The 25,219-nt window shown below is 63.5% G+C and carries 24 protein-coding genes; 15 read left to right on the top strand and 9 right to left on the bottom strand.

All coding sequences use genetic code 11. The features are described from left to right. Positions 1-419: 419 nt before the first annotated feature. The 5 genes from HHL26_RS14630 to HHL26_RS14610 all read left to right on the top strand — a co-directional run bounded on the left by HHL26_RS14630 (position 420) and on the right by HHL26_RS14610 (position 9,747). Positions 420-2,675, top strand: coding sequence for a TonB-dependent receptor (locus HHL26_RS14630; protein WP_066556115.1), 2,256 nt, complete (start codon positions 420-422; stop codon positions 2,673-2,675). Between the two features lie 28 nt (positions 2,676-2,703). Further along, complete coding sequence (locus HHL26_RS14625; protein WP_066561575.1) at positions 2,704-4,071, top strand: metallophosphoesterase; 1,368 nt, start codon at positions 2,704-2,706, stop codon at positions 4,069-4,071. Between the two features lie 204 nt (positions 4,072-4,275). After that, a complete protein-coding gene (locus HHL26_RS14620) occupies positions 4,276-5,679 on the top strand; it encodes a TolC family protein (protein ID WP_066556114.1) in 1,404 nt (467 codons plus the stop codon). After that, positions 5,676-6,674, top strand: coding sequence for a hypothetical protein (locus HHL26_RS14615; protein WP_066556113.1), 999 nt, complete (start codon positions 5,676-5,678; stop codon positions 6,672-6,674). The genes HHL26_RS14620 and HHL26_RS14615 overlap by 4 nt, the downstream gene beginning before the upstream one ends. 4 nt (positions 6,675-6,678) lie before the next feature. Further along, complete coding sequence (locus tag HHL26_RS14610) at positions 6,679-9,747, top strand: efflux RND transporter permease subunit (RefSeq protein ID WP_066556112.1); 3,069 nt, start codon at positions 6,679-6,681, stop codon at positions 9,745-9,747. Here the strand turns inward: HHL26_RS14610 and HHL26_RS14605 are convergent. After that, positions 9,738-10,451 carry a hypothetical protein gene (locus HHL26_RS14605; protein WP_066556110.1) on the bottom strand — a complete coding sequence of 238 codons (714 nt, stop codon included), beginning with the start codon at positions 10,449-10,451 and terminating at the stop codon, positions 9,738-9,740. The two genes, HHL26_RS14610 and HHL26_RS14605, sit on opposite strands and share 10 nt — an antisense overlap. Positions 10,452-10,686: 235 nt before the next feature. Here HHL26_RS14605 and HHL26_RS14600 point away from each other — a divergent pair, with 235 nt between their 5' ends. Beyond that, complete coding sequence (locus tag HHL26_RS14600) at positions 10,687-12,306, top strand: SulP family inorganic anion transporter (RefSeq protein ID WP_066556108.1); 1,620 nt, start codon at positions 10,687-10,689, stop codon at positions 12,304-12,306. Further along, positions 12,284-12,907, top strand: a complete 624-nt coding sequence (locus HHL26_RS14595; RefSeq protein ID WP_237229990.1) for a ParB-like protein — start codon at positions 12,284-12,286, stop codon at positions 12,905-12,907. The genes HHL26_RS14600 and HHL26_RS14595 overlap by 23 nt, the downstream gene beginning before the upstream one ends. A 233-nt stretch (positions 12,908-13,140) precedes the next feature. On the opposite strand, the gene HHL26_RS14590 is transcribed toward HHL26_RS14595, so the two are convergent. Both HHL26_RS14590 and HHL26_RS14585 read right to left on the bottom strand, forming a co-directional pair. Beyond that, complete coding sequence (locus HHL26_RS14590; RefSeq protein WP_066556106.1) at positions 13,141-14,184, bottom strand: MBL fold metallo-hydrolase; 1,044 nt, start codon at positions 14,182-14,184, stop codon at positions 13,141-13,143. A 1-nt stretch (position 14,185) separates the two neighbouring features. Next, the gene (locus HHL26_RS14585; protein ID WP_066556104.1) at positions 14,186-14,848 is read right to left on the bottom strand and encodes a peroxiredoxin; all 663 of its coding nucleotides are present in this window, start codon (positions 14,846-14,848) and stop codon (positions 14,186-14,188) included. Positions 14,849-15,143: 295 nt separating this feature from the next. On the opposite strand from HHL26_RS14585, the gene HHL26_RS14580 reads away from it, so the two are divergent. Genes HHL26_RS14580 through arsH form a run of 5 tightly spaced genes read left to right on the top strand, consistent with a single transcriptional unit; the run spans position 15,144 to position 17,654 of the window. Next, positions 15,144-15,473, top strand: coding sequence for a metalloregulator ArsR/SmtB family transcription factor (locus HHL26_RS14580; RefSeq protein ID WP_066556102.1), 330 nt, complete (start codon positions 15,144-15,146; stop codon positions 15,471-15,473). A gap of 12 nt (positions 15,474-15,485) precedes the next feature. Beyond that, the gene (locus HHL26_RS14575) at positions 15,486-15,824 is read left to right on the top strand and encodes a low molecular weight phosphatase family protein (RefSeq protein ID WP_066556099.1); all 339 of its coding nucleotides are present in this window, start codon (positions 15,486-15,488) and stop codon (positions 15,822-15,824) included. Next, positions 15,821-16,255, top strand: a complete 435-nt coding sequence (gene arsC, locus HHL26_RS14570; RefSeq protein ID WP_066556097.1) for an arsenate reductase (glutaredoxin) — start codon at positions 15,821-15,823, stop codon at positions 16,253-16,255. The genes HHL26_RS14575 and arsC overlap by 4 nt, the downstream gene beginning before the upstream one ends. After that, complete coding sequence (locus HHL26_RS14565) at positions 16,252-16,920, top strand: MIP/aquaporin family protein (RefSeq protein ID WP_066556094.1); 669 nt, start codon at positions 16,252-16,254, stop codon at positions 16,918-16,920. The genes arsC and HHL26_RS14565 overlap by 4 nt, the downstream gene beginning before the upstream one ends. Then, positions 16,917-17,654 carry an arsenical resistance protein ArsH gene (gene arsH / locus HHL26_RS14560; RefSeq protein WP_066556092.1) on the top strand — a complete coding sequence of 246 codons (738 nt, stop codon included), beginning with the start codon at positions 16,917-16,919 and terminating at the stop codon, positions 17,652-17,654. Before HHL26_RS14565 ends, arsH begins: the two co-directional genes overlap by 4 nt. A gap of 107 nt (positions 17,655-17,761) precedes the next feature. Here arsH and HHL26_RS14555 read toward each other — a convergent pair whose 3' ends face one another. Then, a complete protein-coding gene (locus HHL26_RS14555; RefSeq protein ID WP_066561571.1) occupies positions 17,762-18,235 on the bottom strand; it encodes a CYTH domain-containing protein in 474 nt (157 codons plus the stop codon). Positions 18,236-18,436: 201 nt separating this feature from the next. Here HHL26_RS14555 and HHL26_RS14550 point away from each other — a divergent pair, with 201 nt between their 5' ends. Then, the gene (locus HHL26_RS14550) at positions 18,437-19,396 is read left to right on the top strand and encodes a transporter (protein WP_066561570.1); all 960 of its coding nucleotides are present in this window, start codon (positions 18,437-18,439) and stop codon (positions 19,394-19,396) included. Positions 19,397-19,532: 136 nt separating this feature from the next. Here HHL26_RS14550 and HHL26_RS14545 read toward each other — a convergent pair whose 3' ends face one another. From HHL26_RS14545 to HHL26_RS14530, 4 genes are read right to left on the bottom strand one after another with little or no spacing between them, the layout of a single operon-like run. Further along, entirely contained in the window at positions 19,533-20,375 is an 843-nt protein-coding gene (locus HHL26_RS14545; protein WP_066556089.1) for a fumarylacetoacetate hydrolase family protein, read from the bottom strand. Positions 20,376-20,385: 10 nt separating this feature from the next. Next, positions 20,386-20,733, bottom strand: coding sequence for a hypothetical protein (locus HHL26_RS14540; protein WP_066556087.1), 348 nt, complete (start codon positions 20,731-20,733; stop codon positions 20,386-20,388). An 18-nt stretch (positions 20,734-20,751) separates the two neighbouring features. Further along, the gene (locus HHL26_RS14535) at positions 20,752-21,825 is read right to left on the bottom strand and encodes an MFS transporter (protein ID WP_082748497.1); all 1,074 of its coding nucleotides are present in this window, start codon (positions 21,823-21,825) and stop codon (positions 20,752-20,754) included. An 18-nt stretch (positions 21,826-21,843) separates the two neighbouring features. Continuing rightward, positions 21,844-22,578 carry an SDR family NAD(P)-dependent oxidoreductase gene (locus HHL26_RS14530; RefSeq protein ID WP_169576143.1) on the bottom strand — a complete coding sequence of 245 codons (735 nt, stop codon included), beginning with the start codon at positions 22,576-22,578 and terminating at the stop codon, positions 21,844-21,846. A 231-nt stretch (positions 22,579-22,809) separates the two neighbouring features. On the opposite strand from HHL26_RS14530, the gene HHL26_RS14525 reads away from it, so the two are divergent. Continuing rightward, positions 22,810-23,454 carry a zinc-binding dehydrogenase gene (locus tag HHL26_RS14525; RefSeq protein WP_066556082.1) on the top strand — a complete coding sequence of 215 codons (645 nt, stop codon included), beginning with the start codon at positions 22,810-22,812 and terminating at the stop codon, positions 23,452-23,454. Between the two features lie 101 nt (positions 23,455-23,555). Further along, on the top strand, positions 23,556-23,873 hold the full coding sequence (locus tag HHL26_RS14520; protein WP_066556080.1) for a hypothetical protein: 318 nt from the start codon (positions 23,556-23,558) through the stop codon (positions 23,871-23,873). Positions 23,874-24,279: 406 nt separating this feature from the next. On the opposite strand, the gene HHL26_RS14515 is transcribed toward HHL26_RS14520, so the two are convergent. Further along, complete coding sequence (locus HHL26_RS14515) at positions 24,280-25,215, bottom strand: helix-turn-helix domain-containing protein (protein WP_082748494.1); 936 nt, start codon at positions 25,213-25,215, stop codon at positions 24,280-24,282. Between the last annotated feature and the right edge of the window lie 4 nt (positions 25,216-25,219).

Below are 25,219 nucleotides of genomic sequence, written 5' to 3'. Positions count from 1 at the left end.
TGGTTGCTCCTCCTCATGGTTGTGGCCGCTCGATACGGACCACGTCTTACCATCTGCGAGGAGCAGCCACCCCACCGACTCGGTGGTGAGCCCCAATCACCCCATCTGTTTGGAAATGCGCCTTTGGGCGCATAGCCGCACCAGCCCTCTCCCCCACCTGGCCACCCATATGATACTGCCGTTGGGTGGCCGGGTGGGGGAGAGGGCTGGTGCGGTGCCCGAAATGCGCTCTTCCGCGCATTTCCAAACAGACTCTCAGCCCTCATGTCCGACCGTCGCCGCAACTGTAAGGGCGGCAGGCTGTGCTGGAAACCTTACATTTCCCCACACTTTGAACTGTTACCAAAGCGTCACCGATCCGTCATGACGCACCCATAGCCGGTCCCACGACGCCAAAATGGCTGAAAGGGGACTGATTCATGACCATTTCCACGCTTCGCCGGGCGCTGTTGCTTGGCACCATCGCGACCCTTCCCTGCATCGCCGGCCACGCGATGGCTGCGACGGAGGCCAGCGCGGCCGAGGATCAAGGCATTGCCGAGGGTTCCAACATCCTCGTCACCGCAACCAGGGTCAACGAGATCGCACCTGTCACCGCCTCGCTCCAGACGACGCAGCCGCAGGCGATCATCTCGCGCTCCTTCATCGAGGACTCGCTGCCCGCGACCGCCGATTTCAACCAGATCGCGCTGATTTCGCCCAGCGTTTCCAATTTTGGCGGCACCAACGGCGCGGGCCTATCGGAATCCAAGGCGCAGATCCGCGGCTTTCAGGACGCCGAATATAATATCACCTATGACGGCGTTCCCTTTGGCGACACCAATGACCCGTCGCACCATAGCAACACCTTCTTCCCGTCGAACACGATCGAAACGCTGGTGGTGGACCGCGGCCCCGGCAACGCTTCCAATCTGGGCATCGCCACCTTTGGCGGCAGCATGAACCTCTTTTCCCGCGCCACCCGCGAGGATGCGAGCGCGGAACTGAAGGGCAGCTATGGCACATGGAACACGTGGCTGACCCGCGCTGTGCTGCAAAGCGGTGCCATCAAGCAGCTAGGCGGCACGGAAATCATGCTGTCGGGCCAGCATGTCGAATCGGACGGCGCCCGCAGCTACAGTCCCTTCCGGTCGAACAATATCTTCGGCAAGATAATGATCCCGATCAGCCCTGACGTGAAGCTGACGCTGCTTGGCACCTATAATGAAAACCGCTTCAACCAGCCGGACAAGGATGGCGCGACGCTCAGCCAGGTAGCGCTGTACGGCAAGAATTTCAGCCTGAACAATGATCCGGGCAGTCAGACCTATTATGGCTATAACCACACCCACAAGACGACCGATTTCGAGATCGTCAAGCTGGAGGCGAATATCGCGCCCGGTTCCACCTTCGAAAACCGCGCTTATACCTACAGCTATGACAATGAAACGTTGAGCGGCAATGACGTGACGCTGTTCGCGACGGCGACGCCGGTGCAGATCACGAACGCCAATACCGTCACGCTTACCCCCGGCGGCAAACCAGTCTTCGGCGTGCCGGGCTATACCAAGACCAACAAATATCGCGTCTGGGGCGACATCGCCAAAGTGCGCCTCCAACTGACCGATTTCGCCACGTTGACCGCGGGCCTGTGGCTGGAGCGGGCGAACACCTATCGCCAGCAGCGTGACGTCGATCTGATCACCATGTCGCCCAACTATATCGAAAAGAAGATCGACCTGACCAAATATCCGACTGGCACCATCCAGCCGCCCGCGAACATCAAGTTCGATCAGGACAGCCATACCAACCACAGCGAACTGTTCACCGAACTGGAATTGCGCCCCCTGCCGGGCCTGACCATCACGCCCGGCTTCAAGCATGTCGATTTCGAGCGCCGGATCAACGCCGCCTACAACCAGACCACCCGTTTCGCGCAGAATATCAGCGACGATTATCAGGCCGACCTGCCCTTCCTGACCGCCAACTATGCGGTCAACGACCGGCTGTCAGTCTATGGGCAGTTCGCCAAGGGCTTCCTGGCTCCGCCGCTCAGCGTGCTCTATGTGGTCAATCCCCAGCTTTCATCGGTAGAACCGCAGAAATCGACCAATTATCAAGCTGGTTTCGTCTACCATGGCTCTCATCTAAGCCTCGATGCCGATGTCTATTACATCAACTTCAACAATAAATTCTTTTCCTTCAACTCGCCAGTCCAGAGCGAAGGCACGATCTTCATCAATGCGGGCAAGGTGGTCTACAAGGGCGTCGAAGGCCAGGTGACCTATGCGTTCGACAATGGTTTCGCGGTCTTCGCTAATGCGTCGCGCAACTATGCCAAGACGAACAATGACAATGAGGTGAAACATACCCAGATCGCCAATGCCCCGATGTGGACGGCGGCCGGCGGCGTGCTGTTCAAGCAAGGGCCGGTCAAATTCTCGCTGATCGACAAATATACCGGCCCGCAATATGCGGCTGAGGGCGAACCTGCCGCCTATCGCATCGCCGGTTACAATAGCGCCATCCTGTCGGCCCGTTACGAAATCGGTCCGGTGCGGATCGGCGTCGAGGTGAACGACCTCTTCAACTCGACAAAAATCACCAATATCAACCAGGGCAAGACCGCGCCCTATGACCAATATTTCTACCAGCCCGGCCGCTCGGTCATGGGCGATGTGACGATCACCTTCTGACGAAAACGGGACGATGGCCGGCGGCGTGATGAAATGGGTATTTGTCGCCGGTCTGGCCTGTTGGGGCGCGACCGGGGCGGCGGCGGATCAACCGTCGCCACTCTCGGCCTATATGGTAATGACGGGTGACGGACCGGTGGCCCGCACTGTGATGGCGGGGACGGATGCCTGCCCCCTTCTGTCCATCGACGGAAGGCGCGAGGCGATGAGCGTGCGCGCAGAGCCCGCTGACCTGCCGCAGCGCCCGACCAGATCGAGCGTTGAAAACAGCAAGGCTTCCCGCTTTCCAGTGCGGATATGTGAAGCGCGAATTCCGGCGAATGCGCGAACCGTCCATGTTGCTGACCGCCTTCTTCCGGCGCCCCATGCGTCCGCCCGCCGCATCGTGGTGATTGGTGACACGGGCTGCCGCATCAAGGCGTCGGACAATGCCTATCAGGCGTGCGATGATCCAGAGGCATGGCCTTTCGCCCGGATCGCGCGGCAGGCGGCCGCCTGGAAGCCGGACCTTGTGCTGCATGTGGGCGATTATCTTTATCGCGAAAACCCCTGCGCCGATCATTCGGGCTGCGTGGGCAGTCCGTGGGGTTATGGCTGGGACGCATGGGACGCGGATTTCTTCACGCCGGCCGCGCCATTGCTGGCGGCTGCGCCCTGGGTGATGGTGCGCGGCAATCATGAAAGCTGCCTGCGCGCCGGGCAGGGTTGGTGGCGCCTGCTGGCCGCGCAGCCGTTCGTCGCGGGGCAAGACTGCAATGATGGAGAGAATGATGCGCGTGGCGACGAAAGTGCGCCCTTCGCCGTGCCGCTGGGCGGCGGCGCGCAGGTCATCGCCATCGACCTTGCCATCATGGGCGAGGACGCGATCCCGCCAGGCGATCCACGTTACGGGCAGATCCGGGCGATCCAGCAGGCCATTGCCGACATGGCGAAGGGTCATCGCTTCACCCTTGCAACCGATCACTATCCACTTCTGGGCCTTGCCGCCTCCAACAAGCGGGGCCTGCTGCGCATCCAGGCGGGCTATGCTTCGGTGCGGTTCACTTTCGGCGCTGCCGACCCCTCCCTGACCCTTGCCGGTATCGACATGCTGGTCGCAGGCCATGTCCATGAATGGCAGCAGGCCGATCTTGGCCCCCGACACCCCAGTCAGTTCATTTCCGGCATGGCGGGAACGCAGGAGGATGTGACGCAGGTGCCCGCCGACAGAGCCTTGGGGCAGGAGCCTGTGCCCGGCGCCAAGGTTTTTCGGTTCGACAGTTGGACGGACCATTTCGGCTTCATGACGCTGGAGCGGACGGGCAGGCGGCGCTGGCGGGTCGAGGTTCATGACCTGACCGGGCAGATCATCCGCCGTTGCGTCGTCAAGGGCCGACGCTCCGCCTGCGGAGCCTAAAGCCTAGGGCCAATCGACATTCAGATGATGACGTGCCGAAAATGATGGTTTTTCGTGACCCGGAGCGCAGCGTACTAAAAGTACGTGAGCACCGGAAGCACGAAAAAGCGTCATTTGCAGGCCGTCAGGGCTGAATGTCGATTGGTCCTAACCTTACCATATTGCAATTAGGCGCTTGTCCAGCGCGAGCCTAGAGCCCTCATCATGATGCGCAGGCCGGTTTTCTTCCTGTTTTTGTCGCTATGCGCCTGGCCGCTTGGCGGGTGCCAGTCCTACCACCCCGCGCCCATGGACGCGGCGGCGCTGGCCCTTGCGCGCCAGCAACGCCCCATCGACGCCGGAGCCGTGCAGGCCGAACAGGCACAGATAGCCCCGGCGGCATCCTATGACGCCACGCATTGGACCCGGCTTTCGCTGTTGGCGGCACTGCTGGTCCATAATCCCGATGTCGCCGTCGCGCGGGCCGCCATGGTCACCGCGAGCGCGCAAGAGGCCGCCGCGCGACAAGCCCCCGGCGCGACGCTGACGCTGAGCAGCGAATATGCGAATGATCCTTCGACCCATTCGCCCTGGCTGCTCGGCGGCGCGATCGATGTGCCGCTCGACACGGGAGGACGCCGCGAAGCGCGCATCACCAGCGCAGCCATCGGCGTAGCCATTGCGCGCTATGACTTTGCCGATACGGTCTGGGCCGCACGGATGCAGGCACGCCGTGCGCTGGCCGACATGCTGGTCGCCATGCGCGAGGCCGATGCGGCGACCCGGCTCCTCGCCTTCCGCCATCAGCAGCAGGCGGCGATGGAAAGGCGTCTGAAGGCTGGCGCGGTGGCCCGCGCCGATCTGGAACGGGTGCGGGCCGATGTCGCGACCGCCGCAGCAACCGCCGATGATGCACGCGGCAGGACCGCCGGTGCGCGGCAGACGCTCGCCACCGCCATTGGGTTGCCCGTCGAAGCACTGGCCACCATCGCTTTCGATTGGGCGGATTTCGACGAACCGGCGCCGGAGCCGATGGGGGCCATAGGGGATCGCATCGGTGCGACCGTGGCGCGGGCCGACATCCTCAAGGCCATCGCCGCCTATGATCAGGCGGAAAGCGACCTGCGCGGCGAAATCGCCAAACAATATCCGGCCATCTCCCTTTCGCCGGGCTATATGTGGGAACGGGGTCTCACCAAGCTGCCCCTGTCGATCGGCCTCACATTGCCGCCGCTTGACCTCAACCGCCATGCCATCGCCGCCGCGCAGGCGAAGCGGGCGGAGGCCGGGCGTAAATTGGAGGCGGTGGTCGCCGCCGCCAATGCCGCGCTGGACGCCGCGATCATGGAATGCCGCCTGGCCCGCGCGGCGCTGGCGCGGGTACGGAGCGCCGACCTGCCTATCGCCCGCCGCCTTGCGGCACAGGCTGACGCGCTACTGCGCCAAGGCCAGATTGACCGCACCGACTGGGCCGCCGCGCAGGGCGGGGTGCCGCAAGCCGAGCTGGCGGAATGGGCTGCATTGGCCCGGGTCCATACTGCCGACGCGGCGCTGGAAGATGCGCTGCGTCGGCCCCTTGAAGGGCCTGAATTGATGCTGAAACCCGGTGCGCTGGAGCCTGCCGCATGAAACCGCTGTTCCTTGCCGCTGGCTCTGCCTTGTCGGGCGCGGCGCTTGCGTCGGCCTTGTTCCTTGCCTGGCCCGCGCTGACGCCAGACGCGGACGATGCATCACCATCCGCTACCGCACCAGCCACGCCCGAAGGCGTGGTGGCGCTCGACCCAGCGCAGGCGTCCCGAGCGGGCATTCATGCCGTAACGCTTCTCCCCGCGCAGACAAGCGCGGCCCGGCATGGCCTTGCCCGTGCGCTCGACATCAGCGCCCTGTCCGCTATCCAGAGCGAGATCGTCAGCGCCCGGGCGGCCCTGACTGCCTCGCAGGCGGATGACGCCCGGCAACGCGCGCTCGCGGCCGCCGATCAGAGCGCCTCCACAAAAGCGGTGGAAAGCGCCCGCGCGCAGGCCGTGGCCGATCGAGCGCGGCTGGCCGCCGCCACGCAGCGCGTGGGGCTGGAATATGGTCCCGGTCTGGCGCGGCTGTCATCCGCTGCGCTGGGCGATCTGGTCAGGGCCGTCGCCGCAGGCCAGGCCAGTCTGATCCGGGTGGACTTTGCCGATGGCGCGGCACCTGGGACCGGCGTGGCGCGGATCGGTGAGGGCGCGGCGGTGATGCCTGTCCGCCTGATCGGTCCCGCCGCCGCTGCCGATACCCGTCTGCAAAGCGCGGGTTCGCTCGCGATCATATATGGCGCTCTGGCGCGGGAACTGGGCACGGGCCGCGTGCTGCCGGCCAGCATGGCCCAAACGCAGGGTAGGGAAAGCGGCGTCATCGTGCCCCGAGCCGCGCTGTTGCGCTATCAGGGCGGGCTTTGGGTCTATCGCGCCGAGCCGGGCGGCGGCTATCGGCGGGTCGAGCTGACCGATGCGCGCGCGCAGGCCGATGGCTGGTTCGTGCGCGACGGCCTGAACAACGGTCTGAAACCCGGCGATCGCGTGGCGGCCGACGGCGCGGCTGTACTGCTTTCCATCGAGCGCGGCGGCGAAGCGGCGGGCGAGGACGACTGACGTCATGCTCGCCATCATCGTCCGCCAGAGTGTGCGCCATCCCTGGACGGTGCTGACCGCCGCCTTGCTCCTGCTGCTGATCGGCGGACTTGCGCTGCACAGCGCGGCCTATGACGTCTTTCCCGATTTCGTGCCGCCGCAGGCCACGATCCAGACCGAAGCGCCCGGCTATGTGCCCGAACAGGTCGAGGCGCTGGTCACCCGTCCGCTCGAAACCGTGGTCAACGGCGCCAATGGCGTGGAATCCGTGCGGTCGGAATCGATCCAGGGTCTGTCGGTCATCACTGTCACCTTCAAGGAAGGATCAGACCCCTATCGCGCGCGGCAGGTGGTGGCCGAAGCGCTGGGCGATGCCGCCGCGCGCCTGCCCGCAGGCGTGGGAACGCCGCAACTGACGCCGCTCACCTCCTCGACCATGGACCTGCTGAAGATCGGCTTCACTTCGCGGCGGATCAGCCCGCTGGCGCTGCGCGATCTGGTGCAATGGACGGTGCGGCCGCGCCTGCTTGCCGTGCCGGGGGTGGCGCGCGCGAATGTCTTCGGCGGGGAGCAGCGGCGCATCGAAATCCGCCTGCGCCCCGCCGACCTGATCGCCCGCAACCTGTCCATCAGCGACCTGTCGAGTGCCATTCAGGCGAGCGCCGCCGTGCGCGGCGGCGGCTTTGCCGACACGCCCAATCAACGCATTTTGGTACAGCCTGACAATGGCGCGGTGACCGCGAAAAGCCTTGCCCAATCGGTGCTGACGCCGACCAATGGCGGATCGCTGCGGCTGGGTGACGTCGCCGATGTGGTCGATGCGCCCGCCCCGCAATTTGGCGATGCGCTCATCATGGGGAAGCCGGGCGTGCTGCTCGCGCTGTCGAGCCAGTATGGCGCCAATACGCTCGACACCACGCTGGCGGTCGAGAAGACGTTGCAGGACATGCGACCGGCGCTGGCGGCGCAGGGGGTGACGCTTTATCCCGCGCTCCACCGCCCCGCCAATTTCATCGAGACGGCGCTGGCGGGCATCCGCCATGACTTGGCTGTCGGTGGGCTGTTGATCGGTTTCGTGCTGATCGCCTTCATGCGCAGCCTGCGCGTGGCGCTGATCGCCTTTCTCTCCATTCCGCTGTCGCTGCTGGCTGCGATATTGGTACTCGATCATTTCGGGCAGACGATCAACACCATGACGCTGGGCGGCCTTGCCGTGGCGCTGGGCGTGGTGATCGACGACGCCATTGTCGACATAGAGAATATCGCCCGCCGCCTGCGCCTCGCCCCGACGGACATGCCGCGATCCGCCGTGGTGGAGGCCGCTTCGGTCGAGGTGCGGGCGCCTGTGGTCTATGCGACTTATGTGCTGTTGCTGACCATGGCGCCGATCCTGATGCTGACCGGCCTGCATGGCGCCTTTTTCCGCCCGCTGGCGCTGGCCTTTGCGCTGGCCGTGACGGCATCGCTGCTGGTGGCGGTCAGTGTCACGCCAGCGCTTGCCTATCTGCTGCTGCGCAATGTAGCGCACCGCGACGAGCCTCGCTTCATCGCCCGCATCAAGGCGGGTCATGAGCGGCTCGTGCGCCGCCTCTGCGCCCATCCGCGTCCGGTTGCCCTCGCCACCGCCCTGACGGGGATCGTCGGCAGCCTGCTGTTCCTGTCGCTGGGCAACGAACTGCTCCCCGCCTTTCGCGAGCGGCATTATGTGTTGCAGGTGATCGGACCCACCGGCGCGTCGATGGACTGGATGCGCCGGACCGGCGCGGGCATTGCGCACGACCTGCTGACCTTGCCGCAGGTCGCGACGGTTGAGCAGCAGATGGGCCGCGCCGAAGCGGGCGAGGACACATTCCTCCCCAATCACAGCGAGTTCCATGTCAAACTGAAGCCCGTCAACGGCGCGGGCGAGGAAGCAGCGCAGACGGGCATCCGCGCCGTTCTGGCCCGCTATCCCGGCATCCAGACCGAGGTGCTGACTTTCCTGGGCGACCGCATCGGCGAAAGCCTGTCGGGCGAAACGGCGGCGGTGGCTATCAGTGTCTACGGCGCCGATCTCGACACGCTGGATCGTGTCGCCGCACAGATTGCGCGGGTGGTTGGCCAGGTGCCGGGCGCCGCCGATGTGCAGGTGAAGGCGCCTGCCGGAACGCCCGTGCTGCGCATCCGCCTCGACCATGACCGCATGGCGCTGCACGGCATCACCGCCAACGACGCCTTTGATGCCATAGAGATCGCCTTTCAGGGCCATGTCGTCGCGCAGACCAGCGATGCCAACCGCACCGTGGACATTGCGCTCGCTCTGCCGCCGTCACTGAGACAGGACCCGGAGGGCATCGGTGACATGCTTGTCCGCGCCGCTGACGGCACCGCGACGCGCCTTGGCGATATTGCCACGATCCGGGAGGAGGAAGGCCGCTCCACCATCGTCCATGATGGCGGCCAGCGGCGGCAGGTTGTCACCGTGAATCCGACGCGCTCGGACGTCAGCGGCTTCGTCCGCGCCGCCAGCGCCCGCATCGCGGCGCAGATCCATCTGCCGCCGGGCGTCTATGTGGACTATGCCGGTGCGGCCGAAGGACAGGCAGCGGCTTCGAACCAATTACTGCTGAACGTCGCCTTCGCGGCCATCGCCATGGTCGGGCTGCTGTCGCTCGTCTTTGGCGGGGCGCGGCCGGCCGGACTGATTCTGTCCGGCGCCCCCTTCGCGTTGGCGGGCGGTGTCGTCGCCGTGCTGCTGACCGGCGGCACCCTGTCGCTGGGGGCGCTGGTGGGCTTTGTCACCCTGTTCGGCATTGCCGCGCGCAACGCCATATTGCTACTGTCCCACACCGACCATCTCGTCGAGACGGAAGGCGCGCCCTGGTCGCTCGACACCGTGTTGAGGGCCACCAGGGAGAGGGTCACGCCGATCCTGATGACCGCGCTCGTCACCGCCCTTGGCCTTGCGCCGCTCGCGATCGATTCCGGCCAGGCCGGTCGCGAGATTCAGGGACCGATGGCGGTGGTGATCCTGGGCGGCCTGATCAGTTCGACGATGATGAGCCTGCTGCTGCTGCCGGTCCTCATCCTGCGCTGGCGGCACGCTCAAAGATGAAGGGTGAAGCTCAACATGGCGCGGGCATCGGTGCGGATATCGCCATCCGCGGCCAGTCCCAGATCGCTCATCGGGCGCTGGAGGGAGGCCAGCGAAAAACGCCAATTGCCTTGCCCGCTTTCCGTGCCTGAGCCCAGGGCGAAGGACAATTCCGGCCCACGCCCGGTCACGGGGGCACCACCAAGAGCTTCAGCCATCCGCGTCAAATCATCCTGGTGCCTTGACCGCGCGACGGATATATAATCCAGCATCAGCCGGGCGTTCTCACCGAACGAAAAGCCGCCGCCCAGCCGGGCCATCCCGGTTGCCAGCCGGTGCGGCGTCACCTCCAGAACCGACAATCTTCGGGCCATGCGCGCATATTCCGCGTCCAGGACGAAGTCGACGCCGGACAGAAGAGACAAGGACGCGCTGGCACCGACGAATTTGAGTGTCCAGCGATCCACCGCATAGGGCATATCATAACGCTGTGCGAAATTGGCCGCCCTGCCCGCCGTCAGCGCAAGTTCCACAGGTCCAATGCCGAGCGTCTTTGAACGGACTTTCCTGTTTGCAAGGTCGAAGCGATCTTCGGCGCTCAGGCCGTTGCCCAGGGTCAATCCCGGCGGGCGTTTCGATGCAGACAAATCCTTGTCTGCAAGACGGGCCTCCAGTTGGGCCATCAGCACATTGTCCGCTCGCGGCACCAGGTCCGTTCCCGCCACAGCGGAAACCGGCCATGTCAGACCGAGCCATCCAACAGCTATCGCCGATAGAAAGGGTGCGTGTCCCGACATCTGTCCAGCCTCCCCGCTCATGAAGAAGACGGCGCGGAAGCGGCCAGCCTCAGTTGGCACGCAGAAATCATATCTGGCTCCAACAGGCTCTTGCCGTCCGGCGCATGGCTTGCGAAACATGGCGCCACGCCCTTGGGACGGGCTGTGCAGAGGATGTCCAACCATGCAGGGGCGCGATGCCATCGCCGGGCTTTCGATTGCGGGCCTGATGCTGCCCGAAGCGATCGCCTATGCGGGCATAGCGGGCCTGCCGCCGCAGCGCGCCATATTGGCGGCCATCGCCGGTGCCTGTGCCTATCTGATCCTTGGCCGCAGCCGCTTTGCCATCATTTCCCCTACCTCTTCCTCGGCCGCGATACTGGCCGCGGCACTCGCCGCCCTTCCTATGCAGGCAGGCGCCAGCAGCGCTGCCGCAACGCTGATCGTCGCCATGGCCGGCTTGATCTTCTGCGTCATGGCGGCGGCGCGGCTGGGCGGGCTGGCCAGTTTCATATCGCGTCCCGTCCTGCGTGGCTTCGCCTTTGGCCTGGCGATCACGATCATCATCAAGCAATTGCCGATCATCGTCGGCCTTCCACTGCATCGACCGGCGATCGGCACGCTGCTGCTGGCGCTGCTCGACAATATGGGTGGCTGGCACATGGCGAGCATCGCCACCGCCCTTGCCGCCCTGGCCGCACTGCTGGCGCTGAAGCGGACGCCGTCCCTGCCGGGCGCCCTCCTGGTCCTGGCGGGCGGGATCGGCGCGTCGGTGCTGTTCGACCTGCCAGGCCGGGGGGTGGCCAGCGTCGGGACGATCGACCTGATCCCCCGCTGGGAAGGGATCACTCTACCGGACTGGCAACACTTGTCCCGGCTTGTCCAGCTGGCGGCCCCGATCGTCCTCATCCTCCTTGCCGAAAGCTGGGGTACGATGCGCAGCCTGGCGCTGCGCCATGGCGACCGGGTGGACCCCAATCGGGAAATGGCGGCATTGGGCGTCGCCAATCTCGCCGCCGCCATGGTGCAAGGCATGCCGGTGGGTGCGGGCTTTTCCGCCGGATCGGCCGCGGAGGCAGCCGGCGTGCGCAGCCGCTGGGCCGGACTGGTGGCGGCAGGCGCGCTCGGGGCTCTGGTGATCTTCGCCATGCCGCTGGTCGCACGGCTGCCGCAGCCGGTGCTGGCGGCGGTGGTCATCGCGGCACTGCTCCATGCGCTTAACCCCGGCCCGCTGCTTCGGCTCTGGCGCATCCGCCGGGATAGTCTGACGGCCTTTGGAGCCGCGGCTGGTGTGCTGATATTGGGCGTGCTGGACGGCATGCTCTTTGCCATAGCCCTGTCGCTTGCACTGCTGATCCAGCGTCTGGCGGCGCCGCAGCTCAGCCAACTCGGCCAGTTGGGGTCAGGGCATGACTATGTCGACCTGCTGCGCCACCGCGATGCGGTCAGCCCGGATGGCATGATGATCCTGCGCCCCGCCGAGCCGCTGTTCTTCGCCAATGCCGAGCGGGTGTTGGGGCGTGTCGCGGACCTGCTGCGCGCGGAGCCCGACAGGCGTATGCTGATACTCAGCCTGGAGGAAAGCTTCGACATCGACAGCACCGCGCTGGATGCCCTGACCGAATTCGACGCCATGATGCGGGCGAGCGGCATCACCGTGCAACTGGCGCGGGTGCGTGACCATGTCCGCGACCTGATGCGCACCGCGGGCGCCACCGATCTGATCGCGCGCAGCAGCTATAGTGTGGACGATGCCGTGCAAGCACTGAAACGGGAAAAAGATGATGCCGCATGTCAGCCCTGAACCCCTGTTGCATTCGGTCGAACTGGCCGCACTGCGCCCCACGCAGATGACGGTCGGTTTGATCGAGGTGGCGCGCAAACGGCATGAATGGAGCATCCGCGCGGATCGCGACCGGCCCGATTTCCTGGGACGCCATATGATCCCGGTCGTGATCGGCCCCAAGGGCAGACGCTGGATGGTCGATCACCACCACCTTGCCCGCGCCCTTCATGAAGAGGGGGTCGTCCATATCCTGGTCAGCGTGGTGGCCGACCTTGGCCATCTCAACAGGGCGGCCTTCCTCACCTATATGGACAATCGCAACTGGCTGCATCCCTTTGACGAAAAGGGACTGCGGCACGACTATGAAGCGCTGCCCAAACATATCGGCAGGCTTGCCGACGATCCCTATCGATCCCTGGCCGGAGCACTACGAAGGGCAGGCGGCTATGCAAAAGCCGACATTCTCTATGCCGAATTTCTCTGGGCCAATTTCCTTCGTCAAAGGATCAAGCTTGCCCGCCTGCGTGATGATTTCGATGCCTGCCTGCGCAAAGCGCTCGCTTTGGCGCGATCCAGGGAAGCAGCGCATCTCCCCGGCTGGGCGGGGTGCACCGAATAAGGATTTCTAGAAAACTGAAGGCGCGTATACGCCATTCGCGAGCAGCGGTTTTACCGAGATGCTTGCTCCAAACTGCCCAAGCCGGAATACCCCGGATTCGGCCTCTCAGACCTATTGGCACGTCTTTCCACGAACGGTAGCTTCCAGGATCGACAACCCCACAGCCGAGTAACCGGAATGGTGAAGGGTTTCGGGCGCCTTCGTACGAAAGCCTCCCATGCAGGAACCCGCGGTCAGGCTGGCCCGGCTTTTTCAAGCGGATGCCCCTTCTCTCGCCATGCCGCCATGCCGCCGTCGAGCGCGGTGGCGCGGTGGAAGCCCAGTTCGTGCAGCGTGGCCGCCGCCAGCGTGGAAATCTTGCCCAGTTCGCACACGGTCAGCACCTCCACGCTGGGGTCGGGGAGGACTTCGTTGACGCGCAGTTCGAGTTGACCGCGTGGCAGGTGAATGGCGCCCGGCACATGGCCGGCGGCGAAGGCGTCCTTTTCGCGCACGTCGAGGATGACGAAATCATTGGCCCGCAGTTCGAAACGGCGGAGCAGTTCGTCCATCGCCATGAAGGGCACTTTGGCGCCCGCTTCGGCCAGCAACTGGCGCACGGTCTTGCCGCCGGACATGTTGGTGCGCAGCGCTTCGGTGAGGTGGGTGGGAGCCGACAGGTTGAGGCTGTTCATCAACGTGACGAACTCGCCTTGATCGGTCTTGGCGAGGCGGGGATTGCTGGCGCGCTCGGCCCCTATAGTAGAGCCTTCGCGACCCTTATAATCATGGGCCGGGAAAACCAGCGTGTCGTCGGGCAGGTCGAGCAGTTTGTGGAACAGGCTGTCATGCAACTGCACCGGGTCGCCGCTGGGCAGGTCGCTGCGCCCGGTGCCGCCGATCAGCAGCGTATCGCCAGTGAACAGGCGATCCTCGACATGGATGCACATGGAATCGCGGGTGTGGCCGGGGGTGTGGAGGATGCGCATCCGCATGTCGCCCAGCGGCAGCGAATGGCCGTCCTCCACATGCATGTCGACATAGGGCGCGGGGGAGAAGCGGTGCATGACGATGGGAGCGTGCAGCACCTCCCGCAGCGCCCGCGCGCCGGAGAAATGATCGGCATGGGTGTGCGTGTCGATGATGTAGCGGACGCGTAAGCCTTGCCGGTTCACCTCGCCCAGATAGCGGTCGACCAGATCCAGCGCCGGGTCGATGATGGCCGCCGCGCAGCACGCCTCATTGGCGATGATATAGGATTTGCATCCTTCGCCATCCTGAAAGACCGCGAAGAACATATTAGTCTTGGGGCTGGGGGACGACGCGCATGTAGGGCGTGACGCTGGTCCAGCCTTCGGGGAAGCGTTCCTTCGCCTCCTCGTCGGACACGGCGGGGACGATGATGACATCCTCTCCCCATTTCCAGTTCACCGGGGTCGCGACCTTGTGCTTTGCCGTCAGTTGGCAACTATCGAGCAGGCGCATCACCTCGTCGAAATTGCGGCCGCTGCTCATGGGATAGCTCAGCATCGCCTTGATGAGCTTGTCAGGGCCGATCAGGTAGACGGTGCGGACCGTCTGATTGTCGGCGGCGGTGCGGCCTTCGCTACTATCTCCGGCGCTGGCGGGGAGCATTTCATAGGCTTGGGCGACTTTCAGGTCGCTGTCGCCAATGATGGGATAGGTGACGTCGCCACCGGTCGCGGCTTTGATGTCGGCCAGCCAGCGCTCATGATTGCCGACGGGGTCAACCGACAGGCCGATCACCTTGCAGTTGCGGCTGGCGAATTCGGGGGTCAGCCGGGCGAGATAGCCCAGCTCCGTCGTGCAGACGGGGGTGAAGTCCTTGGGGTGCGAAAAGAGGATGCCCCAGCTTTCGTCCAGCCATTCGTGGAAGCGGATTTCGCCCTTGGTGGTCTGCGCCGTGAAGTCGGGGGCCTTGCTGCCGATCGAGAGTGTCATGGTTCCTCCCTGCAAAGACTCGCGCCTACCTGGATCGGCGGGCAGGGAAATCTATCATGGCGGGGCAGGCAAGGCGATTATTTCTTGGGGTTCCGTGTTCTTGCGGATCGGCACTGAGCGGTTTGTCCCGGGACTGTCGGGATGTCGCCGGCACCCTGGCGGCGCTGGGAATATCCGGCGCGTCATCGACAGCGTCCGCCAAGGATAAGCGCAAGCCATGTCTCTGGAATATTAAACGCATCGGATAATTTCGATAGATATTGACGACAGCCAATTCATCGGTAATAGACGATGAATGGAAATCGAAGACGCACTCGGCGCCCTTGCTGCCCTTTCCCATCCCACTCGCCTGGAGGCATTTCAACGCCTCGTCCGCGCGGAACCCGAGGGTCTTTCCACCGGGCAGCTTGTCGACGCATCGGGACTGAGCCAGAGCACCTTTTCCACGCATCTGGCCGTCCTCGTCGCGGCGGAGCTGGTCCTGGCCGAGAAGCGCGGCCGACAGATGATCCAGCGTGCGAACATCGCCAAATTGCGCGACCTGATGCTCTATCTCGCCAAGGATTGTTGCGAGGGCCGCCGCGAGCTCTGCGAGCCTCTGATCGCTGAACTCACCTGCTGCTGAAGGTATCAGGCCATGACCGACAAAATCTATAACGTCCTCTTTCTGTGCACCGGCAATTCGGCCCGCTCCATTCTGGGCGAGGCGCTGATGAACAAGCTGGGAGAAGGCCGCTTTCGCGCCTATAGCGCCGGGAGCCAGCCCAAAGGCGCGGTGCATCCCATGGCGATCGCCGTGCTGGAGGATCTTGGCTTCGATACTGCGGGCATGCGCGCGCTCCACTATCTGCGAAACCGCATTTCCCTTTTCCTCGCGCTGCCCCTCGCCAGCCTCGATGAGATGGCAACGCGCCGTCAGTTCAGGGAGATCGGTCAGGGCGACGGCGCCAGTAGCAAGGCGGGAGCCACCGAATGACCACCGACATCATCATCTACCACAATCCTGAATGCGGCACGTCACGCAACGCGCTGGCGATGATCCGCAATGCCGGGATCGAGCCGCACGTCGTGGAATATCTCAAGACGCCCCCTTCGCGCGCCATGCTGGAAAGCCTGATCGCTCGCGCCGGGATTGCCCCTCGCGCGCTGTTGCGCGAAAAAGGCACGCCCTATGCCGAATTGGGCCTTGGCGATGAAACGCTGTCCGATGACGCGCTGATCGATGCCATGATGGCGCATCCCATTCTGATCAACCGCCCCCTGGTTGTCTCGCCCTTGGGCGTGAAACTGTGCCGCCCGTCCGAGGCGGTTCTGGACCTGCTCCCGCAAGCGCAAAAAGCCGCCTTTGCCAAGGAAGATGGAGAGCAGGTCATCGACGCATCCGGCCATCGCCTGCTGCACGGATGAATCGTTCGGCACTTTGGTCAGAGGCGCTCGGCAGCTTCATGCTGTTCGCGACCGTCATCGGTTCGGGCATCATGGCAGAGACGCTCTCTGGCGGGAATGGCGCGGTCGCTCTGCTCGGGAACACGCTAGCGACAGGCGCAATCCTCTTCGTTCTCATCACCATGTTGGGGCCGGTTTCGGGAGCGCATTTCAATCCGGCGGTGACGCTGGTGATGCGCTTGCGCGGCCACATTGGGACAAGCACGGCCCTGCAATATATGTGCGCTCAGTTGATCGGCGGCATTCTCGGCGTCTGGGCCGCGCATATCATGTTCGGCGCGCCGATCTGGGAGGTTTCGGAAAAGGTTCGCAGCGGCATCGGCCAATGGGCCGGAGAAGGCATCGCGACCTTCGGCCTGGTGTTGACCATTATCGGAACCGCGAAGACGCATCCGCAATGGGTGCCGGCCAGCGTCGCGCTCTACATCACGGCTGCCTATTGGTTCACATCGTCGACCAGTTTCGCCAATCCGGCGATCACCATCGCCCGGTCGCTCAGCAACAGCTTTGCGGGTATCGCCCCGACCAGCGTGCCCGGCTTCATTGCCGCGCAATTCGCCGGCGCCCTTGTCGCCCATCTGGCCTCCGAAGCCATCTTCGGTGAGAATCGGAAAGACATTGCATGAACCGCTTGCGCCCGCTGTTGGCCGCCGATCACCTGCCGGCATTGCAACAGGAGTTTGTCCACCGCCGCCCTGCCCTCGGTTTGGGAAACGACCAGCATCCACCCCGTATCCTGCTGCTTTACGGATCGCTGCGGGAGCGATCTTTCTCCCGGCTGGCCGTTGAGGAAGCCGCGCGGCTGCTGGAATATTTCGGCGCAGAGACGCGGATTTTCGATCCATCGGACCTTCCGCTCCCCGATCAGGTCAAGGGCGACGATCATCCGGCGGTCCACGAGCTACGCGAACATGCCCTGTGGTCCGAGGGCATGCTGTGGTGCAGCCCGGAGCGCCATGGGCAGATCACCGGCATCATGAAGGCGCAGATCGACCATCTGCCGCTGGAGATGAAGGGACTGCGCCCGACCCAGGGCCGAACCCTGGCGGTCATGCAGGTGTCCGGCGGTTCGCAGTCTTTCAACGCGGTGAACACCCTTCGCCTTCTGGGGCGGTGGATGCGGATGTTCACCATCCCCAATCAGTCGTCGGTAGCCATGGCCTATAAGGAGTTCGATGAAGAGGGTCGGATGCGGCCATCCAGCTATTATGATCGCATTGTCGACGTGATGGAGGAGCTGGTTCGCATCACCGTGCTGATGCGGCCCCATGCCGCGCAGTTGGTCGACCGCTATTCCGAACGCAAGGCCGCTGGAATCCGGGCTACGGAACATCCCTCCATCACGGCTGCACGGGCCTGATGGGTTGACCGGGGAAGCAAGGGGCGCCCCGGTCAGAAGGACGGGCCTTGGCGCACGGCATAGAGCCGGTGCCGGTGACATTGGTGCGCTGTTAGCGGCAGGCCTTTTCAGGCGGCCACTTCGGCCATCGGGATCAGAGCGATAGCCGAATTGCGGAAGCGGGGATCGTCGGTGACTTCCTTGCCCGCCCAGTCGGGCAGATCGAACGGTTCATCCGTGGCAGCCAGTTCGATTTCGGCCAGAACCAGCCCTTCCGCCCGGCCGGCAAAAACATCTACCTCCCAGATCTTGCCGCCATGGGGCACGCGGTAGCGCGTCTTCTCGATCACCGGGCCGACGCACAGCCTGTCGAGCATATCCTCCGCATCGATGCGCGAAATCTCATATTCGAATTCGTCCCGCACGATGCCCGCTCGCCCGCTCTTCAACGTGAGCCAGGCTCCCTCATCGGACAGGCGGACACGCACGCTCGCATGCGCCTCATGCGCGACATAGCCTTGACGAAGGCAGCGCCCCTTATCGGCCCTCTGCCGCCATGCATCGCCCACGACAAGGAATTTGCGCTCAATCTCTATTGGCATAAATATCCTGACATGGGATCGCCGGAAAGAAAGCGGCTGATCCATGTTAGCGATGCCGCCGGGCGAAGGCGAGTCCCGTAATTCACCAGTAATGCCACCATAATGTCATCCTGCCGCTTTATAGGGCCGGTTCGACGGGAGATGTGCGCCACGACTGTTCAGCAGGATCCCCTCTTTCGCATCTCCGTGCCGATGGCGGATATGGGTCCGGGACTCATATGGGGTCTGGATTTCACGGCAGGAGGATCGCGGCCTGTGGACCGGTGCGAGGCTGATCGCGCCGGCGCCTTCCGCTGGCTGCATCTCAACCTGGCCGATCGCGGCACCCGCGCCTGGATAGAGCGGGAGGCTGGCCTGCCGTCCTCCCTGCGGGAAATGCTGCTTTCCCCCGACACGCATCAGCGCTCGCTGGTCGACGGCAGGGCGGTCGGATGCGTGCTGCACGATTTCGAACGGGATTTCGACGTGATCGACACGGCCCGCATCGGCGCGCTGCGGATTGCCCTGACGCCCGAGTTGATGCTGACGACGCGCATGCACCCCTTGCGGTCCGCCGATATCGCGCGCCAACGGCTGGAGCATGCCACTACCGCCATCGATCCCGCACGGGCGCTGGAACTGCTGGTCGATTCCATCGCGGACAATATCGCCGACATCAGCCGTACGCTCAGCCTGGACGTCCAGCGGGCCGAGGACGCGTTTCTCGACGGCCATCACCCCCCTTCGGCCCGCGACCTCATCGGCATCCGGCGCAGGCTGGCGCAGCTTCACCGGCTGCTGTCGGGTATGCGCAGCGTCTTCCAGCGGCTGGAAAAGGATCAGGAACTGCCCACCGCACTTTTGCCCAGTGTCGAGAAGGTGGCGCAGCGGCTCCAGTCGCTCGACGCCGATATTCTGGGCGTCCAGGGTCAGCTTCGCCTGCTGCGGGAGGAACTGGATATTCAGGAGGCGCAGCGCACCAACCAGAATCTCTACATCCTCTCGATCGTGACGGCGCTGATGCTGCCCGCGACACTGGTGACGGGCATTTTCGGCATGAACACGGGCGGCCTGCCCTTCGCGCAAGACCCCTGGGGGACATGGCACGCGACCGCTCTGGCAGCCGGTGCGGCCGCCATCACCTATGCGCTACTGCGCTGGATGGGCTTCATGCGGCGCTGACTTTCGGACTGGCCCAGGGAAACGGCGAACAGTTGCAAAACCTTCGACATATCGGACTCGGCAGCCTCGTCCAGCCCGATCCGATAGCTCGTCCCTTTTTATGACGATGCGGGGGAGCATCGAATATGGCTGCTCTTCATTGATGGGCCATGACCTTTTGCCGTTGCTCGCCGAGCCCCCCGATCTGCAAATGCATCTCGTCGTCGGCCTTCAGGAACCGCGAGGGACGCATGCCCAGCCCCACACCACCGGGCGTTCCGGTCGATATGATATCGCCGGGATGCAACGTAAAAATCTCGCTCATTCGCGCTATCAATTGAGGTACGGTGAAGACGAGATCATCGGTATGACCATCCTGCATCACCTCATCGTTGAGGGTGAGTATCAAGCGCAGGTTGTGCGGATCGGCTATCTCGTCACGGGTCACCAGCCAGGGGCCGATTGGGCCGAACGTATCGCAGGACTTTCCCTTCGTCCATTGCGTGCCGCGTTCAAGCTGTAGTTCACGTTCCGAAACGTCGTTGACGATACAATAGCCGGCGACATGATCCATGGCATCGGCCTCCCTGACATATCGCGCCGCCTTTCCGATCACGACACCAAGCTCGATTTCCCAATCACCCTTTACGCTCCCCCTGGGCAACATGACATCGTCGTTCGGACCGATGATCGACGAGGTCGCCTTCAGGAAAAAGGCCGGCTCGGCAGGAAGCGCCATTCCGGCTTCTTCGGCATGCGACCGATAGTTGAGGCCAATCCCGATTATCTTCCCGATGCCGCTGACGGGCGGCCCATATCGGAACGGAGGAGAGATGACCGGAAGCCGCGAAAGGTCGACCGTCTCCAGCTTCCTGAGCTCCTCAACCAGGGTCGCCCCCGACCATTCACCGATCAGGCCGCTGGCATCGCGGACGATGCCCTGCTCGTCGATCACTGCGGGCTTCTCGCCGCCGGAAGGGCCGATACGCGCAATCTTCATCCCTCTTCTCCTATTCTGGTTCGGCTCCCAGGCCGTTCTTACTCTGCATGAAGTGGTATTGCGGCGCGCTTGCTTCTGCCGACGCGTCCGCCCTCAGCAAAGGTCCGTCGCCACGCATGAGCATAAGTTGACGATGCAACCACAGCTTTAACAGAAGCGCCCCGCCACAGGCCAGCACGCCACTGACGGCGAGCGCCCGACCGAGGGCGAAGGGGCCAGCAAAGACCGCCTGCGCGACGATGGGTATGAGCACCGGTCCGATGCCGATAGAAATAAGGAACATCACGAACAAGGCAAAGGCAGTGACCCTGGCCTTGATCGAAGACGGCGTGTGAAGCTGGATCAATTGCGTCGGCAAGGCAAGGGCACAAGCCAGTCAGCCCAGCGACATCCCCACGCCGGCCATGGATATCCAGAGCGTGCCTGACAGGCCCGCCAGAGCCAAACCGGGTATCGCGCATGCTGTGGCCGCAGCGGATATCTCCGTCATGGCGGTGCTGCGCGGACGTGATCGGGCGCGCCATCGGGCAAGTATGGGAAAGCTGAGCAGCCCCGTCACGCTGACGACAAGCGATGTCGCTCCCAGCAGATATCCTGCCTCCACCTGTGTCAGACCATGGGCCCGCATCAGGAATGCCGGCCCCCAGATGTTGATCGCGGAACTGCTCATGAGCACCAACCCGGCCGCCAGACAGGCTGGCAGATAGATTACCCCGTGGCTTCGCGTATGGGTGCCCAGAGACACGGCGTCGGGTCTATCGCCAGGGTCGGCAGTGTCCCGCATCGGCTCGCGCGCAAAAAGAGTGAACAACACGCCCAGTATGGCCGCCGGCATTGCAACCGCGATCAGTGTCAGCCGCCAGGGCGCGGCAACGCCGATCGTGAGCAGGACCAGATGGATCGACATCGCCCATTCATACGCCAGCGCGCTGAAGAAGGTAGCGCTGGTCGTTCCGACCGTTCCCCCTGCGACGAAAACCGCAGTTGGCAGCGAGCGCTCGTCGCGGGAGAACAAGTCTCCGATGATCGATATCGCAATCGGTCCAAGAAACGCCTCTCCCACAGCCAGTCCTAGGCGCAACGTCACAAGTTGCTCATAGCTTTGGGCAAAGGCGGACAAGGCGGTCATGGCCGTCCAGAGCACACAGCCGAAGATCAGGAGCAGTTTGCGGTTCCAGCGATCGATAAGGAACGCCGCTGGCATCAGCAGCAGGTTATATGTGATGATGAAGGCCGGGCCAATCAGCACGCCAAACTGGATATCGCTGATCTTGAGATCAGCCTTCAGATCGTCGACCAGCAGTGCCAGCACCTGCCGATCGACAAAGGACACCACGGTCAACAGCGTCAAGAGGGCCGTAACGGTCCAGGCTTGCGCCTTGGCCAATCGGCGCGAAGGTGCCGCGTCGGCTACGCCGGAAGGTGGCATGTGCACTTGAGGATCCGTCATCCTGAGGGGCACTCCAACTCAGGCCACGGTGCGACCGGAGTCCACTTTCAGCAGGCTCCCGGTCATATGTGGCACAGCATCGCTCAGTGCGAAGGCAACATAGCGCCCCAATTCCGCGGCTTCGGTGACCTCGCCGAGCGGCAGCGCCAGAGCCGCCTTGGCCAGATAGCCATCCATCGCGTGGGTGAGAGGCGTCGCGGTCGTTCCCGGAACGAGCGTGTTCACACGAATCCTGTGAGAGCCCAGTTCCAGCGCCAACGCTTCGGCCATCGCATGCAGGCCACCCTTGGCTGCGATATAGGGCAGGAATCCAGACAGAGGACGAATGGCCGTCGACGATCCGGTGATGACGATCGAACCGCCCTGCCCCTGTTCTATCATGTGACGGGCGGCTTCGCGCACGGTCAGGAATGTGCCCGTCAGGTCGATGTCGATGACGCTCCGCCAGTCATGCAACGCTATGTCGACAAGCGCGTTTCGTGGCCCGGTGATGCCGGCATTGGCGACCAATCCGTGCATGGCGCCATGGCGCTGTACGGCGTGAGCCACCAATGACGTGACCTGCGCTTCATCGGAAATGTCCGTCGTGCAGCAGGAGATGTGATCGCCTCCACACTGCGCCGCCGTTTCCTCCATCCCCGACAGGCTGAGCCCCGCCAGAACCAGTGTCGCCCCTTCCGCACTGCATGTCTTGGCTATCTCACGACCGATCCCGGATTCCGCGCCGGTCACGACGATGACTTTACCGATCAAGTTCACACCATTCGCTTCCTGTACAATATTCTTAAGAGACGGCCGCTCATGCGCGCGCCTGCTCAGGGCTGGTCAATAGCCGACTGTCCGAAGGATCGGTCAGCGGGCGCTCGGTCGACTTGATATCAATATCGATCGAACGAAATGGCTGGTCGGAGACATTCACGATATTGTGCCGCATCCCGGCTGGGATGACCTTGGCGCCTCCCGCTGGTCGCCCCCTATGGATCGATGGCGGAATATGCGCTCGTCCATGCCGGCAGGGGGCTTCCGGTGCCCGAGCCTGTGCCGGATGATCTGGCCGCCGCTCTGGGCAATGCGGGACTGGCCGCATGGCTTCCCTTGTCGTGGCGAGCGCGGATGCAGGCGGGGGAGACCATAGTCATCCTTGGCGCCACGGGCATCTCGGGCCTCATAGCGGTGGCAGCAGCGCGCCTGCTGGGTGCCGGTCGCATCGTAGCGGCAGGAAGACATGCGGCCGCGCTTCAGCAGACCCTTTCGCTGGGCGCCGATGCGATCATCGATCTGAACGATCCGCATTCTCTTGCGGAACGAATGCTCGATGCAGCGGAGGGTGGGGCCGACATTGTCGTTGATTATCTCAATGGCGCTCCTGCCGAAGCGGCCCTGACGGCCATGCGCCATGGCGGACGGATGGTCCAGATTGGGTCGCCGCTGTCCCCCAGTCTCAGGCGCGATGCGCAACCCGCGCGGATGCAATCCCTCGATGTCCTGGGCTTTGCCTATTATCACGCTCCTCGGAAGCAGCAGATAGAGGCCTATGGCCGGCTGTGCGAGCATGCGCTCTTAGGCGATATTCAGATCGCGATACGCTCCCATCCCCTGGATAAGTTTGAAGAGGCATGGCGGGCCTAGATCAACGGTTCGCGAGCTCGTATCGTCGTCATCCCCTGAGGGCTGACCTTCCCGCTTCCACGGCAATTTCCAACTCATCGTCGACCAGCAAGGGAGGATTTATGTGGATCAGAAGCGCTTTCTTTGAAGGACCATCCGGCCAGCAGCAGGAGTCGGCCTTTCGTACCGCAATCGAACAGGAGATCGTCCCTGCGATTGCGCACCTGGACGGGGTGATGTCGGTCGAAATGCTCTGGCCGCAGTCGATCGAGGACCGCTCGGATCATATGCTGGGCCAGATGCTGGTCCGCTTCGACGCCGAAAGCGGCATCGCCCGCATGCTGGCTAGTGAAGGCCGGGCCGCCGTACGTGCCAGGGTGGCCCAACTGTCCCAACTGATCGATGTGCACATCAGTCACATCAACTATCAGGTCGTTTAAACCATTAGACGCACCTGCCTGCTGAGACGGCGGGCAAGCATGAACGGATCGCCGTCATTATCGATCCGGGACCAAGGCACTCGCTTGCGCGCGCGAGGCAGCGGATGAAGTCGCTGTGATCGTCGCAAAACATTCTTGCCGGAAATGCGAGCGCCTCACCTGCCGCTTTTCTGCGACCGGCCATTTGGCGATCGCCTCCTCCCTGCATATGCTAGGCGTTCCCGAAGTGGAGGCTCCGCGGCTGACTAATCTTCCCATGGCGCACTGCGCGGGAGACCATGACGTCCTCCCATATCTTATAACCCTCGAACCGGCAGCCAAGAACAGACGTTCCGTCAAGAAGGTCGACTGATATTCCCGGTCCCGATCATATCTGGCGCTGCCCTGCCCTCCATTCATGTATGCATCAATGGCGTCTTCGATATTCGGTCGGCGTCATGGCCTTGGCAAGGTGAAACTTCCGCGAAAAATGCGCTGCACTGGCGAAACCCGATCGCGCAGCGACCTCTGCGATTGTCAACCGCGCGTCACCGCCGTCAAGCAGGGTCATGGAATGCGCTATGCGCATATTTTCAAGTACCGTGCAAAAACTGCTCGATTCCCGCGCGAAAAGGGCATGAAGATAGCTCCTTGAAATGCCGAGCGTACGCGCCACGTCGGCAGGCTTCAGCCCCTCCTCGCCCAGCCGTTCGCGAATCGCGCCATAGGCCCGGCGCAGTAACGCAACCTGATGCGTGGTAGTCTCGCGGCGCGCCGGGGCCAGCGCCATGAGCAATAGTTGCAGTCCTTGTTCCAGCATGACTGTGGGGTCGACCTCGCCGCTATCGCCGCCCTCATCAATCGCCAGGAGATAGGCGGCCAGCGCTCGTCCCCAAGAGCTTGCCCCGTCAATACGACGCGCGGAAAGATCCTCGACATGGGGCGAATGACGCTCGACCCACGGCCGGGGTAGCCGGAAGCTCAACGTGCGCAACGGCAGAGAGAAATGGTGAAAATATGGCATGGCTGAATCCGCGACGAAACAGTCGCCCGCGCACGCGATATCTTCCCGACCGAACTGGCCGAACCTGACTTCTCCTTCCAGCAACAGGTTCACGATGATGTCATCACTTCCGTCCGAAGTGATCGCCGTCTTCGTGCGCTGCAAATGCTGCGGGCTGCTGGCGACGCGGATGATGTCGCTTCCTCCAAAGCTCCTGACATCGAACCGCGCCGCGAAATGATCGGGGCACAGCGTGTCGACGGCCATGCCAAATATCTCACTGCCAATCGATTCACACCAAAGACGAACCGATGTCCGGACATCGGCATCGGGAGTTGTCCACTGGATCGCGTTCGCCATGATA

It is taken from the genome of Sphingobium sp. TB-6, assembly GCF_012927365.1.
Lineage (GTDB): Bacteria > Pseudomonadota > Alphaproteobacteria > Sphingomonadales > Sphingomonadaceae > Sphingobium.
Note: the sequence above shows the minus strand (reverse complement) of the source record. Positions and strands in the feature narration are given on the sequence as shown.